At 41.7% G+C, this 15,868-nt stretch carries 13 protein-coding genes; 3 read left to right on the plus strand and 10 right to left on the minus strand.

Features of this window, described 5'->3' with window-relative positions; translation table 11 throughout:
* Window positions 1-47 precede the first annotated feature (47 nt).
* Window positions 48-1,451, minus strand: coding sequence for an adenylate/guanylate cyclase domain-containing protein (locus AC559H_RS12110; protein ID WP_026795702.1), 1,404 nt, complete (start codon window positions 1,449-1,451; stop codon window positions 48-50).
* Window positions 1,452-1,734: 283 nt separating this feature from the next.
* Between AC559H_RS12110 and AC559H_RS12115 the strand changes: the two genes are divergently transcribed.
* Window positions 1,735-3,021, plus strand: coding sequence for a pentapeptide repeat-containing protein (locus tag AC559H_RS12115; protein ID WP_026795701.1), 1,287 nt, complete (start codon window positions 1,735-1,737; stop codon window positions 3,019-3,021).
* Between the two features lie 9 nt (window positions 3,022-3,030).
* Here the strand turns inward: AC559H_RS12115 and AC559H_RS12120 are convergent, their stop codons facing one another.
* The 9 genes from AC559H_RS12120 to AC559H_RS12160 all read right to left on the minus strand — a co-directional run bounded on the left by AC559H_RS12120 (window position 3,031) and on the right by AC559H_RS12160 (window position 14,332).
* Window positions 3,031-3,606 carry a Uma2 family endonuclease gene (locus AC559H_RS12120; RefSeq protein WP_026795700.1) on the minus strand — a complete coding sequence of 192 codons (576 nt, stop codon included), beginning with the start codon at window positions 3,604-3,606 and terminating at the stop codon, window positions 3,031-3,033.
* A gap of 110 nt (window positions 3,607-3,716) precedes the next feature.
* The gene (locus AC559H_RS12125) at window positions 3,717-6,629 is read right to left on the minus strand and encodes a family 10 glycosylhydrolase (protein WP_026795699.1); all 2,913 of its coding nucleotides are present in this window, start codon (window positions 6,627-6,629) and stop codon (window positions 3,717-3,719) included.
* A 161-nt stretch (window positions 6,630-6,790) separates the two neighbouring features.
* Window positions 6,791-7,999 carry an AAA family ATPase gene (locus tag AC559H_RS12130; protein ID WP_051319607.1) on the minus strand — a complete coding sequence of 403 codons (1,209 nt, stop codon included), beginning with the start codon at window positions 7,997-7,999 and terminating at the stop codon, window positions 6,791-6,793.
* 164 nt (window positions 8,000-8,163) lie between these two features.
* Complete coding sequence (locus tag AC559H_RS12135) at window positions 8,164-9,672, minus strand: GMC oxidoreductase (protein ID WP_026795698.1); 1,509 nt, start codon at window positions 9,670-9,672, stop codon at window positions 8,164-8,166.
* 211 nt (window positions 9,673-9,883) lie between these two features.
* Window positions 9,884-10,519, minus strand: a complete 636-nt coding sequence (locus AC559H_RS12140) for a cytochrome c oxidase subunit 3 (protein WP_026795697.1) — start codon at window positions 10,517-10,519, stop codon at window positions 9,884-9,886.
* Entirely contained in the window at window positions 10,506-12,188 is a 1,683-nt protein-coding gene (ctaD, locus tag AC559H_RS12145; protein ID WP_026795696.1) for a cytochrome c oxidase subunit I, read from the minus strand. Before ctaD ends, AC559H_RS12140 begins: the two co-directional genes overlap by 14 nt.
* Window positions 12,189-12,327: 139 nt before the next feature.
* Window positions 12,328-13,221, minus strand: a complete 894-nt coding sequence (locus AC559H_RS12150; protein WP_026795695.1) for a cytochrome c oxidase subunit II — start codon at window positions 13,219-13,221, stop codon at window positions 12,328-12,330.
* An 8-nt stretch (window positions 13,222-13,229) separates the two neighbouring features.
* Complete coding sequence (locus AC559H_RS12155) at window positions 13,230-13,835, minus strand: DUF2231 domain-containing protein (protein ID WP_026795694.1); 606 nt, start codon at window positions 13,833-13,835, stop codon at window positions 13,230-13,232.
* The gene (locus AC559H_RS12160; RefSeq protein ID WP_026795693.1) at window positions 13,835-14,332 is read right to left on the minus strand and encodes a DUF2231 domain-containing protein; all 498 of its coding nucleotides are present in this window, start codon (window positions 14,330-14,332) and stop codon (window positions 13,835-13,837) included. Before AC559H_RS12160 ends, AC559H_RS12155 begins: the two co-directional genes overlap by 1 nt.
* Before the next feature lie 524 nt (window positions 14,333-14,856).
* Here AC559H_RS12160 and AC559H_RS12165 point away from each other — a divergent pair.
* Entirely contained in the window at window positions 14,857-15,207 is a 351-nt protein-coding gene (locus AC559H_RS12165) for a metal-sensing transcriptional repressor (RefSeq protein ID WP_043938534.1), read from the plus strand.
* A 7-nt stretch (window positions 15,208-15,214) separates the two neighbouring features.
* Entirely contained in the window at window positions 15,215-15,859 is a 645-nt protein-coding gene (locus AC559H_RS12170) for a hypothetical protein (protein WP_026795691.1), read from the plus strand.
* The last annotated feature ends 9 nt before the right edge of the window (window positions 15,860-15,868 follow it).

Genomic DNA, 15,868 nt, shown 5'->3' on the forward strand with positions numbered 1-15,868 from the left:
CGATAACTATGATGGTGGGTAGGGGCACTCATCCCAACAACTAGGGTTTATTGTTTCCCTGTTAACCAATAGGTTCGCATTTCGCCTTTACCTTTGACTAAAATTATACCTCTTTCTTCGAGTAAGTAACTATCTTTAATTTTTTGATAGGTGGTGTGACTGACTTGAATTTGTCCGGGTATACCTTGAGATTCCATGCGCGAGGCAATATTAACAGCATCCCCCCATAAATCATAACTGAATTTTTTGAGTCCGATCACTCCGGCAACTACTGGCCCTGTATTAATGCCAATTCTAAGATTTAATAATTGATTATCATGAGAGCGAAATTTTTGAATAATTTGTTGCATTTCTAGGGCCATTTCTGCGATCGCTTGGGCATGATTGGGTTTAGGAATAGGGATACCGCCAACGACCATATAAGCATCCCCAATGGTTTTAATTTTTTCTAATTCATATTTATCTGCTAGACGATCAAATTCAGAAAAAATTTCATTCAAAATAGTAACAATTTGTGTAGGAGAACTGCGAGAGGATATGCCTGTAAAATCGGTCAAATCGGCAAATAAAATTGTGGTTTCTTCAAAGCGATCGGCAATACACCCCTGATTTTTTTTAAGTTTTTCAGCGATCGCTAAGGGTAAAATATTCAGTAATAATTTTTCGGATTTATCTTTTTCTAATCGCAAATCTGCTTCGGCTTGATTTCTTTCTAAGGTGGCTTGATAAATTTTTTCAAACATAGTTTGAAACGTAGCAATTACATCCCCTAGTTCATCATTTCTTTGGATCGAATTTGAATAAAATCTGGGTACAGGTTTGTTGTCAACAATTGCTTTCCCAGCTTCAATTAAATCTAAACGCAGTTTTAAAATCGGAAGAATAACATTTTTTCCCAAAACAAATAATGTGGATGAAGTCACAAAAAAAGCAATTATTAAAACTAAACCTGCAATTCTTAAAATATAAGCATAGGTTTCTGTCTGAACATCAGAAGCATCATGACGAATAATAATTACATATTTATTGTTCATAGGATTAACATTACAACTAACATCATAGCGATCGCCATTTTGTTGACGCAAATATAATGTTTTCCCCTGTATTGCTTGTGAAAATGTTAAAACAGGAGGCTCACCAAATTGACCAATTAATTCCCCTGTAGTTCGGTAAACGGCTCCTCCTAAAATATCGGGATTCAAATGATGTAAATGACTCAATTGTTTTAAGAGTTCAGAATTAGAACTATAGGGATAGGTTTCAATTATCCAAGCAATTTTATTAGAAGATATTGCCGGAAATTGTCTTAAAAGTTGTTGCTGATATTGATATACTGAAGGAATTAAAATTAAAACCTCGATAAAAACTAAACTCAAAAATACCCAGATTGCAATGTTTCGAGAAAGACGGGCATTAAAAAGTTTAAAAAATAATTTCAGTTGTTCAGACATCAATGGATCACTCCTACAAATATCTTTTTTTAGATCAATAATCATTCAAGTCCCCTCTCCCTCAATCCAGAATCTCATCTCAGGTAATTTGTAAAATAGATAAAATTGCTATATTATTAAGACCTGTATATTTAAAAGTGTAGAACCTATGCACTCTTAGTGGATATTGTATCTAAAAAACTCATGTTTGGGAACCCTAAACTAATGTTAAACTAGATTCAGCTAAAATTAGGATAATTTTAATTAAAATAATTCTCAGGCTGAATACAACAGAGGTTAACTGATGACCATAGAACCAAATTCATCGCCATCTCAAGGACTGGAGCATATCCCCGAAACCCTGAATGGTGCGACGCCTAAACCCACCTTTGAGCCTTCAGAAGCGGAAACCCCAACGCAGGCGCTCCAACTCTCCTCCGTGGACTCTTGGGAAATCGAAACTGAAAACTCGACTTTGAACGATCGACCGAATCAGGTATCGGGTTCGGTCGTGGTGCTATCGGCGATGGCATTGATGATTTTAGGGTTAGGAATTGATAATATTGCATTAGGATATGTCGGGGCTTTCGCCACATTAGCCTTGTCTTTGCGGTTAGTTTGGTCGAATTGGGGTAAAGCTTGGGAAACATTAATTCCACCGATTTGGCGCAATTTAATTATTGCTTGTATTGGAATTTTAGGCTCTTTAATTGGCTTAGTTATTTTTAGTAATGCGAATACTCCCAATGAAGTTAGTAATATTACAATTAATTGGGATGCTATTGGTGCTTTGGGGGATTTAGGTGGAGCATTAGGTCAAATTTTAATTGCTATTATTGCCGTTTATGTGGCTTGGAGACAGTATATTATTTCTCGGGATTTAACTATTCAACAAAACCGAATTACTCAACAACAAACCATTGATGCTTATTTTCAAGGAGTTTCTGATTTAGCTTTAGGAGAACAGGGATTATTAGAAGATTGGCCGCAGGAAAGAGTGATTGCAGAAGGACGAACCTCAGCGATTGTTAAAAGTGTGGATGCGGAAGGAAAAGCCAAAATTCTCCGGTTTTTATCTCAAGCTAGATTAATTACTCCTTTACAACGCGATCGCCATCTAGGACGTCCGATGTTAGATGGTAATGGAAATTATGCCGAAGATCGCGCCCATGGGGTGCGGGTGATTGATTTGGGGGCGATGTTAGCGGGAGCAGATTTATCTGAAACTGACCTGCGACGGACGGATTTAACGGATACTAATTTAGTCAAAGCTAATTTAACTGGATGTAATTTAGTCCGCGCTAATTTAGCCCGTTCTATTCTTTATGAAGCCGATTTATCCCGGACAAATTTACGTTCTATTAAACTATTTTATGGCCCTGTAGAAACAGCTTCCCCTCGCAGTCGCACATTAATTCCTAATTTTGAAACCGGAGAATATACGGGTGCTGTGCTGGAAAATACTGACTTTACTGGCGTTGATAATTTATCAGAAGAAAATCGTTATTATTGTTGTGCATGGTGCGGTTCTAAATCTCGAAAAACTATCCCCGGAGGGTGCGAAGGTATTCCTAATAAGTTAGATCGTTGATTTTTTTATTTATTCTGCCATAAAAATTTGCTCCACTGTCAAATTGAGGTCGGGAAATAGTTGAGAAATCATCCTTTGTTCACCTGTAAAAATAGTATTCTGGTAACTTCCATTCATCAGAAAATTGATCATAACTTGTTCTATTAAAGGATCAATAATCCAATATTCAGCAATCCCAAATTCCTCATATTCAGTCATCTTTTTAACATAATCTCGGTTTTCGTTATCTTCCCCTGGACTCACAACTTCTACCACTAATAAAGCCGGAACCTCCAGAATTGCTGATTTTTTAAACTGTCGTAACCGTCGCCAATCTTCTGCTTGAATAATAGCAATATCCGGTTGTCGGGAGCGACTAAATCTAGTTCGTATCCCCACATCTCCCTGTTTAACTTTTAAGTCTAAATTCTGTCTTTGAATTTCTTGATAAAAACAGATAAACAAAAACCCGATAATATCAGAATGAATGGGACTCGCAGGTGTCATCGGAATTAACACCCCATCTTCAAGTTCATAACGATTATCTGTTCCGTCATCGTAGGTTAGATACTCCTCAAACGTTAACTTTACAGGGGTTTGTGTCATGTTGTCACCTCAACTTTACAATAGCCCTATTAATTATTAAGTATAACGTTGTTGGGCTTCAGCCCCTAAGTGCTGAGAGTGCTAAAGCACAACAACAAACTATCTTTTGATTAATTTTTTACCCTTCTTTCTCCATAGCGTAATAACATATTAATACTCGCCAAACGATTTGCCCAACTCGATACTTGATAGGGACGTTCTAAGGCTTGTAAACGCATAGAAATTTGGAATTGTTTTTGGAAAGTTGCTAACTTTTCTTGAGCAATTCCTAAAGTTTGAGTAGAAGGATTATCCTCTAACTGTTTTAGGGTTTGTGCTAACTCCTCCGCTTGAATACTCAAAGATTTTAATTCCTCATCTCGTATCCAAAGTTGTTCATTTCCTAACAGAAAACTCCATTCTCTTTTTAAGGCTAAATAGCGATCATGCGCCGCAGCAAAGGGCTGGCGATAGGGAATGGGAGGTTGAGTTTTCGAGGAATTATTTTGAGTTCTATGCAAATAGTTTTGGAGATTATTACCAATACTTTCAGCAGCAAAAATTGAATATCCTCCTGTTGGTAAATCCCGTAAGGATTGTAATTGATCAATCGCCACAATTTCAGGTAGATTTAGTAACTTAATTGATGGACTAATTAACGCCGACCCTAACCGTTGTTCCTGGGTTAAGGGCTGAGTAATTCGTTGTAAACGGTTGGTATCCATTGCATAGGTCATCGGAACAATTAAATCCACATAACCGTTTTTCGCCCAAACTTCCCATTGTTGTTGAATTTTCATAATCCTTTCCTGTTCAGGATTAGAAAACACCGCCACTGATAAAATTACATTAGGTTTTTGTTGCTTCAAAAATCGCGAAACTTCTGCAACAAAGGAGGTTATTTGTTCGGTTTTAAATTGCGTCCATTGATTCCATAATTGATTGTTTTTGGGAGTAATATTAACCGGATCAACTCCTGTTAATTGTTGAAATTGTTCCCGTCCCGCTTTCCCATATCCATAGGTGTAACTTCCGCTTGGATCTTGGAACGGATAGCGAATATAATCTAATTGCAACCCATCGACATTATAGGCAGTAATTTCATTAATTAAACGCATTAAATACGCCCTAGCTTCCCGGTTGGCGGGATCAAGATAAACTTTGCGATCGCGGGTATTTCTTAACTCTCCATAATTATTAATATTGATCCAATCAGGATGGGCTTGAATTACCGGACTTAAAAAACTACTGGGTTGTCCTAACAGTTCATTATGACGGTCATTTCCCACCGCAAAAACCCAGATCCAAGCGTGTAATTCTATCCCCCGTTCATGGGCTAATTTTACCGCCGATTCTAATGGGTTCCAACCCTGTATTAAAGGATTTTGCGCGGGCGCGACTCGACTGGGATAAATTGGATAACCTGCATTAATTGTTTCAAAATAAACCGTATTAATTCCCGCCGAAGCTAACCGATCAAAAACCTGCGACAGTCCCGCTTCATTTCTGGCTTTAACAATAGTTCCTCGGTCTAACCAAACTGCCCGAATTTCCGCCCCTAATCGTTCTCCTTCCGTGGGATAATGTTGCCATAATTGTTGACGAATTTCTAACCATTGCTGGCGAGCTTCTGACCAATTTTGCTGTGCGACTAATTCGGGAAAATTCTTAATTACTTCTCTAGCTTTAGTAATAATTTGATCGGATTGTTTAAAATTAGCGCTGGCTAAATTTCCTCCTGTTCCTGCTGTTAATTGAGTGGAAGCAACCTGTAAATTAATTGGAATATTACCGGAATTTGAGGCAATTAAAGCATTTTCAAAACGTCCTAATAAATCTACTAATTCCTGACGCATTGCAATGGCAGTTAATTCCTCAATAGGTTGATTTCCGGGCTGCACTTCTAAACCCGCCGGGGCAATTTGTTCGGAAGGGTCAATAAAACCACTCGGAACCGCCGGAGTATTGGGTAATGTCCGAGTTGCCGTTAGGCTGGGGGCGGGGGGCGTAGTTGAACGCGGGGGGGAAACCGGAATCTGCGGTACTATCACAGGTGTAACCGGACGTGGAGAGGGGATAGTAGCCCTTGGCTGTACCCCTGGTGTCCTGGGTTGGGGGAGGGGTGCAGGGGCCGGACGGGTGGCTGTTAGGGGCATTACGGTCGCCGGACGAGGTACTGCTGTCGGGGCCGTAGGAGTCGGACGGGTGGCTGTTGGGGGTGGTAGAGGAGCCGGACGGCTGGCTGCTGTCGGGACTGTGGGAGCCGGACGGGGGGCTGTTGGGGGAACAACGGTCGCAGTAGCGACGGGAGTTGTCGGGTTTGCGGCTAAACCATGACGACTGACCGCCGCCTGTAACCAAGCAATATCAACCTCCGCCGAAGATTGATTTCCCCAGCGCCAGCCTAAATAGGTGGCTTTTTGAGTAGTAATAACGGCGGGAGAACTACCACTAGCTTCCCAAATTCCGGCGGTATAACTTTCTAAGGTAGTGGGAATTAAAACCCCCCCTTCAACGGCGTTAGCATTGGCTTGAATTGGCCCCCAAGTTGTTAGGGAAGCGCAGAGGGGATCTTGAGTTCGACAGCGATTTTTAGCGATTTGGGGTTTAGCGGGAACTGTGAGAGGAAAAGCCCAATAGGAACCTAAAATTGATCGCAACAATTGACGAACTAAAGGGGTAGATTTTTCTCCGATGGGGCCGCTCGCAATCACCTGTCCGCCTTGTTTTGCCCACTCTTGCAGGATTTTGGCTTGTTCGGTTTTAATAATAGTTATATTAGGCAGAAATAAAACTCGAATTCCCTGAAGATCGGCGAGGCTTTTGATATTGTTTAAATCCAGGGTTTGATAAGGTATTCTACTGGCTTTTAAGCGTTGTTCAATGCTATTCCATTCTGTGGTTTGTCCTGAATCACGAATTACCCCTAATCGGGCATTTATTTGGCTTAAGGAAGTTAGGGGAATTGATAATTGTAAGATTGTACTGGCAAGAGTTCCAAGGATAATCTGTTGGAAAAACGTTTGCGATCGCCTTTGCACCATTGGTTTATATTAGTTTTTTAATGATAAAAAATTCGGGTGAATTAGCATAAATAGACAGAATTGTCAAGTCTTTTTTTTAGGCTAAACCTAAAATTCTGCCAAATTCTCTGTCTTTCCAACTCCACACCCCTAAAATTGGACGCATACAAATCTTAACTATTCTACCAGGCATCTGTATTAAAGGGAATTAAACTAGGAAAATAAGGTATGTGAACAGATTGTATTTTTTCTAGTGCTTCAGGTTCTAATCGTCTCATTCGACTTCCTCTTTCATCTCGTTCACAGACGAGAATAGATTCGGGAATTTCACTTAAAGCGGATATCAAATCATCGGAGTGAGTGGTAACAATTAATTGAGTTCTTTTAGAAGCTTCAATTAATAATTGAGCAATGGTAGGTAAAATATCAGGATGCAATCCTAATTCGGGTTCTTCAATACAGATCAGAGGAGGAGGAGTTGGATGTAAAAGAATCATTAATAAGCAAAGATAGCGCAATGTTCCATCAGAGAGACGAGTCGCTGGAATCGGTTGATTAAGTCCTCTTTCATGTAAAAAAATCTGAACTGTTCCCCCCGCTATTTTTATAGTAATATCCGTTACAGGTTCATAAAACTTTTGTAAATTTTCAACAATTTTTCTGCTTCCAATACGGTGCTGCAAATCATTAAGAATTAATCCTAAATTACTACAATCTTCGAGTAAAAAATCTTCAGGTAAATCCAATTTTTGCGGCATTCTAGGAGGAGTATAACGCCCTAAATTCCACTCTCGATAAAGTCGGATTTGAGTAAATTGATTACTTAAATAACTTAATTCTGGGTATAAATCTGGATCTTTTCGTTGTGATAAAACTGATTGATCAGGTTTTAAGTCTTCTCGTCTCAATTGACGGCGAGTGGGTTCATTTTCTGTTATTCTTGTTGCATTGAGTACGGGATGACCCTGTTGATAGCGATAGAAAAAGAAAACATCTTGTTCATAATCATTATTAGGATGTTCATTTTCGATAGCTTCATCAATAATTTCTAAGCGTTGGGCAACCGTTGTAAAATCAATACGATAGCGTAGAGGCATCGGTATCCGACCCCGACCTTCTGGATAATTAATGATAGCTTCAATTTTGGCAATGGGAGTTTCTTGAGTTCCTTTCCATAGCCATTCATTGACTCCGCCACCCTCACGAATTGGCTTAGTTAAATCGGTTGGAATCCCTTGCAATAAGCCTAATACTTCAATTAAATTTGATTTTCCTACACCATTTGTGCCCCTGATGACATTTAGGGGCTGTAAATCAATGATTTCTCCTGATGAACCATAGGAGAGAAGGTTTTGGATTTTTAGCGAATTAATAAATTTATAGCCTTCCATAGAGCAATTTTTGAATACCTCTTAAAGTTTATTTAATATAACAAACAGATGAATGACTTAGATCCCACAGAAAGAAATTAACTATCCTCAGTCCCATCGGTTGAAACCGTGGCTACACAAACAAAACCCGCCTGCGCGGGTTTCAAACCGATGATCATGGTATATTACAAGCGTTCCAGCAAACGATCGCCCACTCGCAGCGCATTAGCAATAATTGTCAAAGCCGGACTAACCCCAGCATTAGACGGAAAGAAACTACCATCTACCACATAGAGATTATCGAGATCGTGAGCGCGACAGTTGGGGTCTAACACCGAAGTTTGGGGATCATCGCCAAAACGACAAGTACCGCACTGATTGGCCATCACCTGAATCGGCACTTCACCACGCGGATGTAATACCCCCTGTTGAAAGCCGTCCAGTTGTTTTTCAATAGTTTTTAAAACTTCAGTCCAGCGATAAATTAAGCGATCGTGTGCTTCGTTATTGTTAGCACTATAGTCAATAAATATTTTCCCTCCTTCAAACCGGACTCGGTTATTCGGATCGGGTAAATCTTCCGTTTGCGCCCACCAACCGATAGAATGGGTTGCCAACTGCTTTAATCCAAAACCGGGCATAAATTTTGCCAGTAGGGAAAACATCGGTGGCGCTTCGGCGAAAATTATATCGGTCAGCAGTCCGCCGGAGTTGTGAATATGTCCCATAGGATAAGGGAAATCGTGATCGCCCCAATAGAAATCATTTACACAGACCGTCTTTTGAAACGCTCCAGAATTGGGTTTGGTACTCAGTTGTACGACTACGGTCATCAGGCTTTTCATTAAATTCCGCCCCACCAGACCCGAACTATTGGCCAAACCGTTGGGATGGCGATCGCTCACCGAACGCAACAACAACGCCGCCGAGTTCACCGCACCGCAGGCCAACACCACAATATCCCCTAGAAACAGATGGGATTGTCCATCGATCTCAGCTTGCACCCCTTTCACCACCCGACCCGATGGATTTATGTGCAGACGAACCACCTTCGCCCCGGTTTTCAGGGTAACATTAGGATGGGTTAAGGCGGGAGCAATGCCACTAACTTCCGAATCGTTGGTAGGATCGTCATCCTGGCGGGTAAGAGCTAAAGGCAAAGGAGCAGGATGAAGACCAAGTTTAGCGATCGCTTCATAGATTTGGGCGACTTGGGGTTCGGTAGCCACTGCTGGGAAGGGATAATCGCCACTACGGGGAGGTTCGGTCGGATCGTCATTTGCCTGACCATGAACCTTATACAGCGTTTCAGCTTCTGTATAGTAGGGTTCAAAATCTGAGTATTTCAAACACCATTCCGGGGAAATTCCCCCCTGATGTTGGACAGTTTCAAAATCCCCTTCCCGAAATCGGAGTAAGGCGGCGCCATAGATTTTGGTATTACCACCAACTGCATAATTCATTTGGGGCGAAAACGGTTCTCCGGCGCTGTCATACCACTGTTCCGGGGCATGATAGCGTTCCCGCTTGAAGATATCGACATTACTGCGATTCTGTTCTTCCAGGGGCATAAAATCCCCCCGCTCCAAAATCAATATCTTCTTCCCTGTCGAGGCTAACTTATAGGCGAGAGTTCCTCCCCCCGCGCCCGTACCAATAATAATTAGATCGTAGTTTTGATCGTCAATAATCATGATGTTTACCTACTTATAGCAGTAGTCAAGGTTGTCATAAGAAATCCAATTAATTATAGATGCTACAGATTATCCCTCTAACCCCGGTGTAGAGACGTTGCATGCAACGTCTCTACACCGGGGAATGTGTAGCAAATATTTCATGATGGATTATTAGGTTCTTACACCGATAACTAATAACTGAATATTCGTGTTTGAACGGAAATAACCATCACTGCCAAACGTAAATAAGGATAAACAAAATAATCCAGATCACATCAACAAAGTGCCAAAAAATGGAGGTTGCTGCCACCCCAAATTCGCCTTTGTCGTAATTCCCAGGAATAAACGATCGCCCCAACATAATTGTCTGTAATAGCACTCCCGTGAACACATGAAGACCATGAAATCCGGTCAGCAAATAAAAAGTCCCACCAAATACGCCATCGGTAAAACCAAAGGGGAGACTACGCCATTCCACCGCCTGACCATACAAGAAATAACTTCCCATGATCATTGTCAACAGCCAGAATGCCCGGAAACCCCAGAGATTTTTAACGTGCAGAAAACGTTCAGCAATATAGATGACAAAACTACTAGAAACCAACACCACTGTATTAATAGCTGGATCGTGAATTTCTAGCCCAGTTATACCGAGAGGCAACCACTCTAAAGCGGTAGTTTTGTAAACAATATATCCCGTAAAAAAGCTGAGGAAAATTACACTTTCCGACAGCAAAAATACGATAAAGCCAAACATCCTATTACCCGCTTCATCATGGGTATGGGCGACTGTTCCATGCCCTTCTAAGGCATGACTTGATATCACCTGCGAATTGAGGTCAGAATCGACTTTAGTGGTGTTCATGGGCTATTTCCAGCGCATCAGGGTTAGCAACCAACGGTTCTGATTTCCCGTAACCATAGGGTTCAGAAATTACAATTGGCAATTCTTCAAAGTTTTCTGCTGTTGGAGGTGATGATAGCAACCATTCCAACCCAATTGCTCGCCAGGGATTTTTCGGAGCTTTTTCCCCCTGCACCCAAGATCCAATCATGTTGAGGAGAAACGGCAATGTAGACATCCCCAACAAAAACCCCCCCAGACTGGCAATCACGTTCCAGAAAGCAAATTCGGGGTCGTAGGAAGCAACGCGGCGGGGCATTCCCTCTAATCCCATCGGGTGCATCGGGAAAAAGCAGATATTAGTACCCAGGAAAGTTAGGGCAAAATGCAATTTACCCAAACCTTCGGAATACATTCGCCCGGTCATTTTCGGAAACCAGTGATACAAGGCGGCGTACATTCCCATGACCACAGCACCATAAATGACGTAGTGAAAATGTCCGACTACAAAATAGGTATTGTTGACATGAATATCAATTGGCACTGATGCCAACATAATCCCGGTGATCCCGGCAAACACAAACATTACCAAACCACCCAAGGCAAATAACATCGGGGTATTCAAGCGCAATTTTCCACCCCAAACCGTTGCCACCCAAGCAAAAACCTTAATTCCAGTGGGAACGGAAATCAACATCGTAGTTGCCATAAACACCATCCGCATCCAACCAGGAGTGCCACTGGCAAACATATGATGCACCCAGACAATACCGCTCAAACCCGTAATTACTAGCGATGAGATAGCAACTACCTTGTAGCCAAATAATGGTTTGCGGGCATAGACGGGGAAAATCTCCGAGAAAACCCCAAAAATCGGCAAAATTATCACATAAACTGCCGGGTGAGAATAGAACCAGAAGAAGTGCTGGAATAGAATGGGATCGCCCCCCTTCGCCGGGTCAAAAAAGCTAGTCCCAACGGTGAGATCGAGCAACAACATCACCGCCCCGGCGGTTAGGGCAGGTAGGCCAAATAGTTGAATAATTTGGGCTGCTAATACCGTCCAGACAAATACGGGCATCCGAAACCAGGTCATTCCCGGGGCGCGCATCTTAAAAATGGTGGTGACAAAATTTACCGCCCCCATGATCGAGGACACACCGGATATCGCCACCGCCAATATCCACAAAACTTGGCCGTTAATCAGGTTCCCGGTAGGATTTTGGAGACTCACCGGAGGATAGGCCCACCAACCGGATTGGGAGGGGCCGCCGGGGACAAAGAAGCTGGCCATGAGGATCACCCCAAATACCGGAACCATCCAAAAGGCCACGGCATTCAAGCGGGGAAAGGCCATATCCCTTGCCCCAATCATCAAGGGGACGAGATAGTTGGATAATCCTACCAGGGAAGGGAATGTCCACAGGAATAACATAATAGTCCCGTGCATGGTGAACATGGCGTTGTAAACGGCACGGTCAAGCAAATCGGCTTCCGGGGTGATCAGTTCACCACGAATAATCATGGCCAGAATACCGCCAATTAAGAAGAAAAAGAAGGATGTTACTAGATATTGAATCCCGATCACTTTATGGTCGGTACTGAAACCGAAAAATCTCCGCCAATTTTCAGGACTTTCGTCCATGGGTTGTTGGATATCCGCGATCGCATCAACAGAAATATTTGTCATGGTTTATAAGTAATCGTTGTTTAGTTAGGCTGTTTTAATTTGATGTAGGATCTTGATATACAAGCCTTATTTTGAATGGATTTGAAAATCAAACCTCTCTAACATGATTTGAATGATGTTTTTGTGATTGAATTTGGCATTATTCGATCCCAGAATTGGAATAATTGACTACGGGAGGAAGGGCTGGCTCAACGATTTTCCAGCGATCGCTATTATTTCTTTTGCTATATTCAGTAAAAGCGCGATTGTAAGCCGTTATAGGCTTTTGGGTTGCCGTATTTGCTAACCATTGTTGATAAGCGTCGGCAGACTCCACCACCACATCGGTTTGCATCGCCGCAAAATAAGTTCCGCTATATTGGGAATCGCGCAACCGATACCGTCCTTCCCGAATTGGCGTGAACTCAAAATCAATCACCCGACCCGGGATAATATCTTGTTTGACGCGAAAGGCAGGTACATAAAACCCATGTAGCACATCCTCCGATTCCAGTGTCAGGCGCGCCCGTTGGTTGTTAGGTAAATGCAATTCCGTACTGGTAATATTTTGGTCGGGATAGTAAAATTCCCACACCCATTGACGGGCACGGACTTCGATGGGGTGTATCGGTGTTGCCAAAGAAGCATCTAAGGGGGCTGCGATCGCCATTGACCGATGAATATGTTCCATCGGCCCCAAAATTGACATTTGGTCATAAATCTGGTAGCTGTAGGCTGCAATCCAGACCGCCAACAGAAAGGGAATTGTCGTCCAGACTATTTCCAGTGGCACATTCCCCTCGATGTGGGGGCCATCGCTGGTATCGTATTTACCCGCCTGTTGAAACAATACCGAGTAGGTCAGCGTCCCCACCACTCCCAGAAAAATAAACGTCCCCAGGGTCACCAGAAAGCTGAACAACCGATCGATTAACTGGGCTTCTGCTGAGGCTTGGGGGGGAAACCAAGAATAGGCTTGCTGTCCCATCCACAGGCTGATCAGGGCAAGGGCGATCCCAATGACGCCTAAAATTAAAATGGTACGAATTTTCATGTTTTCCCTTACTGCAACAGCAAATTTGGATTTTCTCCGATCCGCAACAGCCGATCAGCAGTAATATGCACGCCAAACTCGGCTGCCAGTTGCGCTCCCAGGGTTCCGTGAACGAACATCAGGGCGAAAATACCCAATCCGGCCAAGAGGTAGAGCCACTGTACTTGCTGTGCCTGATCTTTCCGCCAGAGAAAGCGCTGAAACCCTCGCCATACCGTCATTGCCACGATTAACAGCAATAATACAACCCCACCGACTCCGTGCCAAAGCATGGTTTCCATGGCTTGCAAGCCCCAGGCGCTGGTGACATCTGCCTCTGGTGCTGCCAACATGATTTCGTAGAAACCTGCTGCTACGGTAAAGAAGGTGATGATGGCGGCGGCAAGCATATTGTACCAACCGACATCGAAGAAATTTGAGCGGGTGGCGGGAATTGCCAGAAATTTGAAGATGGGTTTTTCCAATGGGAATAGTACGCCTACGATATCAAAGGCGATCGCCACAATAAACAATCCCAGGGTCAAATGCACTAGGTTAGGATGAATGGGCAGGGCGTAAGGTAAGCCATTCGCACCCAATTGTCCCTTGAGTTGGTCGATTAAATCATTATTCATTACAACAGGCCCTCCCGCACGGCTTCAACCACGGGAACTGTATGTAGCCCATAAACCCACACCAATAAATCTCCTAAATAAACTTGGAAAAATACCAATCCCGTTAACAGTATATTTACTCCTAAAAACGATAGAGGCAAGGTTTTGGGATCGCGCGATCGCAACACATAGCGCCAGGCGGTAATTGCTGCAATAATCCCAGACAATGACCATCCTAGTATTGTGTGCAGGTTCAAGGTTGATGCTGCTGCTGAGTAGGGTTCGGCTAATCCCGCTTCAATCTGTCCAAAAATGATAGCAATGAAGATGGAAATTGTCGCAAAAAACAAATTCCACCAACTGACTTCATACATTCTAGGATTGCGGGTGAAATAGCCTATTCCATCGCATAAAACCGCAAACAACACCATGGCAATCACAAAATGCACTACGATGGGGTGCATCGTGTCAGGATAGGGCAAATTATGGTCATTAAGTGGGGGAAGATACTCGAACATGATATTTTTAATCTTGGAACTAAACCTTAACAAATCCAGAATAAATTACATCAAACCACTCAAAATAAATCAACTTTTCCGGTTGACAGCAGTTCTATAAAATTTACCATGATCAGAGTCATAAGCACCAATTCAGATCACAAAAAATTGCTTTTTCTTTATGTCATATAATTTTAGCATCATCCTCCTTTCTTGTTTTTGGTCAATTAATAATACATCATTTTGAGATCACTTGATTGAATTGAGTATATCAGGATTTTTTAAGCTGTATATCCTGTTCAATAAGTTTGACGAGTTGTCTTTTTATCAATGCCGGATTTTGGGCAAAAATCAAGTGCTATAGCTACCCAATATACCTATTAATAAAACTTTGCTTGATTTTATACAAATATAGCCTGGAAGTTCTGAAGCACAACAACGGTTGTTATTTCAGTGAAACCCTTTAATCATAAACTATTGCGTACAGAAATATAAAATTGAGGTACAATCATAGAATATTTATCAATTGTATATCAACAAAACCGATGAATGAATTAGAACCGACGGTAGAAGAACTCAAGGATTTACTGGAACATCATGATCATGAACATTCTAGTCATCCCCATATTCATAGTGAAGAATCTTTGCGAAAAATAGTCAATCGTCTATCACGCTTAGAGGGACATATTCGGGGTGTTAAAACAATGGTACAAGAAAATCGTCCCTGTCCTGATGTATTAGTCCAAATTGCTGCTATTAGAGGGGCTTTAGATCGGGTAGCTAGAATTATTTTAGATGAACATTTGAGTGAATGTGTCGCTAGGGCAGCAAAAGAAGGTAATATTGATGTTGAAATTGAAGCTTTAAAAGCAGCATTAGATCGTTTTTTACCATAATTTAAGCATGAAAAATAAAATAGTTTTTGGTTTAATTTGGCTAGGATTTATTCTGTATGCGTTTATTTTTGCACCACCGGATCAGCCCGAAACTTTGGATTTAATCCAAAATCTATCAACCGGGAACTGGACAGGAATTAATCCTTTAATTATCGCCCTATTTAATATTATGGGGATTTGGCCGTTAATTTATAGCTGTGTTCTATTTATTGATGGACATGGACAAAAAACTCCGGCTTGGCTATTTGCAACTTTATCTTTTGGGGTGGGTGCTTTTGCGATTTTACCTTACCTAGCTTTGCGCCAACCTAACCCTCAATTTTTAGGAAAAAAATCATGGTTTATAAAAATATTAGATTCTCGAATTACGGGACTATTATTAACATTAGGAACAATTATACTGGTGATTTATGGTTTAACCCAAGGCAATTGGGAAGATTTTATTCAACAGTGGCAAACTAGCCGTTTTATTCACGTTATGAGTCTTGATTTTTTATTATTAAGTATTTTGTTTCCAGTTTTATTAACAGATGATCGAGCTAGACGAGGAATGGAAAAATCTGTAATATTGGATTGGATTAGCTTAATTCCTTTATTTGGGGCACTATTTTATTTAACAACAAGAGTACCTTTAAATCATCAAACTGAGTGATAAGAATTA

The sequence above is a fragment of the Planktothrix prolifica NIVA-CYA 540 genome, from assembly GCF_963864145.1.
Lineage (GTDB): Bacteria > Cyanobacteriota > Cyanobacteriia > Cyanobacteriales > Microcoleaceae > Planktothrix > Planktothrix agardhii.

Excerpts from the sequence above, each read along its gene's own strand:
- AC559H_RS12110 (WP_026795702.1), bottom strand. The coding sequence starts at position 1,451 with ATGTCTGAACAACTGAAATTATTTTTTAAACTTTTTAATGCCCGTCTT.
- AC559H_RS12115 (WP_026795701.1), top strand. The coding sequence starts at position 1,735 with ATGACCATAGAACCAAATTCATCGCCATCTCAAGGACTGGAGCATATC.
- AC559H_RS12120 (WP_026795700.1), bottom strand. The coding sequence starts at position 3,606 with ATGACACAAACCCCTGTAAAGTTAACGTTTGAGGAGTATCTAACCTAC.
- AC559H_RS12125 (WP_026795699.1), bottom strand. The coding sequence starts at position 6,629 with ATGGTGCAAAGGCGATCGCAAACGTTTTTCCAACAGATTATCCTTGGA.
- AC559H_RS12130 (WP_051319607.1), bottom strand. The coding sequence starts at position 7,999 with ATGGAAGGCTATAAATTTATTAATTCGCTAAAAATCCAAAACCTTCTC.
- AC559H_RS12135 (WP_026795698.1), bottom strand. The coding sequence starts at position 9,672 with ATGATTATTGACGATCAAAACTACGATCTAATTATTATTGGTACGGGC.
- AC559H_RS12140 (WP_026795697.1), bottom strand. The coding sequence starts at position 10,519 with ATGAACACCACTAAAGTCGATTCTGACCTCAATTCGCAGGTGATATCA.
- ctaD (WP_026795696.1), bottom strand. The coding sequence starts at position 12,188 with ATGACAAATATTTCTGTTGATGCGATCGCGGATATCCAACAACCCATG.
- AC559H_RS12150 (WP_026795695.1), bottom strand. The coding sequence starts at position 13,221 with ATGAAAATTCGTACCATTTTAATTTTAGGCGTCATTGGGATCGCCCTT.
- AC559H_RS12155 (WP_026795694.1), bottom strand. The coding sequence starts at position 13,835 with ATGAATAATGATTTAATCGACCAACTCAAGGGACAATTGGGTGCGAAT.
- AC559H_RS12160 (WP_026795693.1), bottom strand. The coding sequence starts at position 14,332 with ATGTTCGAGTATCTTCCCCCACTTAATGACCATAATTTGCCCTATCCT.
- AC559H_RS12165 (WP_043938534.1), top strand. The coding sequence starts at position 14,857 with ATGAATGAATTAGAACCGACGGTAGAAGAACTCAAGGATTTACTGGAA.
- AC559H_RS12170 (WP_026795691.1), top strand. The coding sequence starts at position 15,215 with ATGAAAAATAAAATAGTTTTTGGTTTAATTTGGCTAGGATTTATTCTG.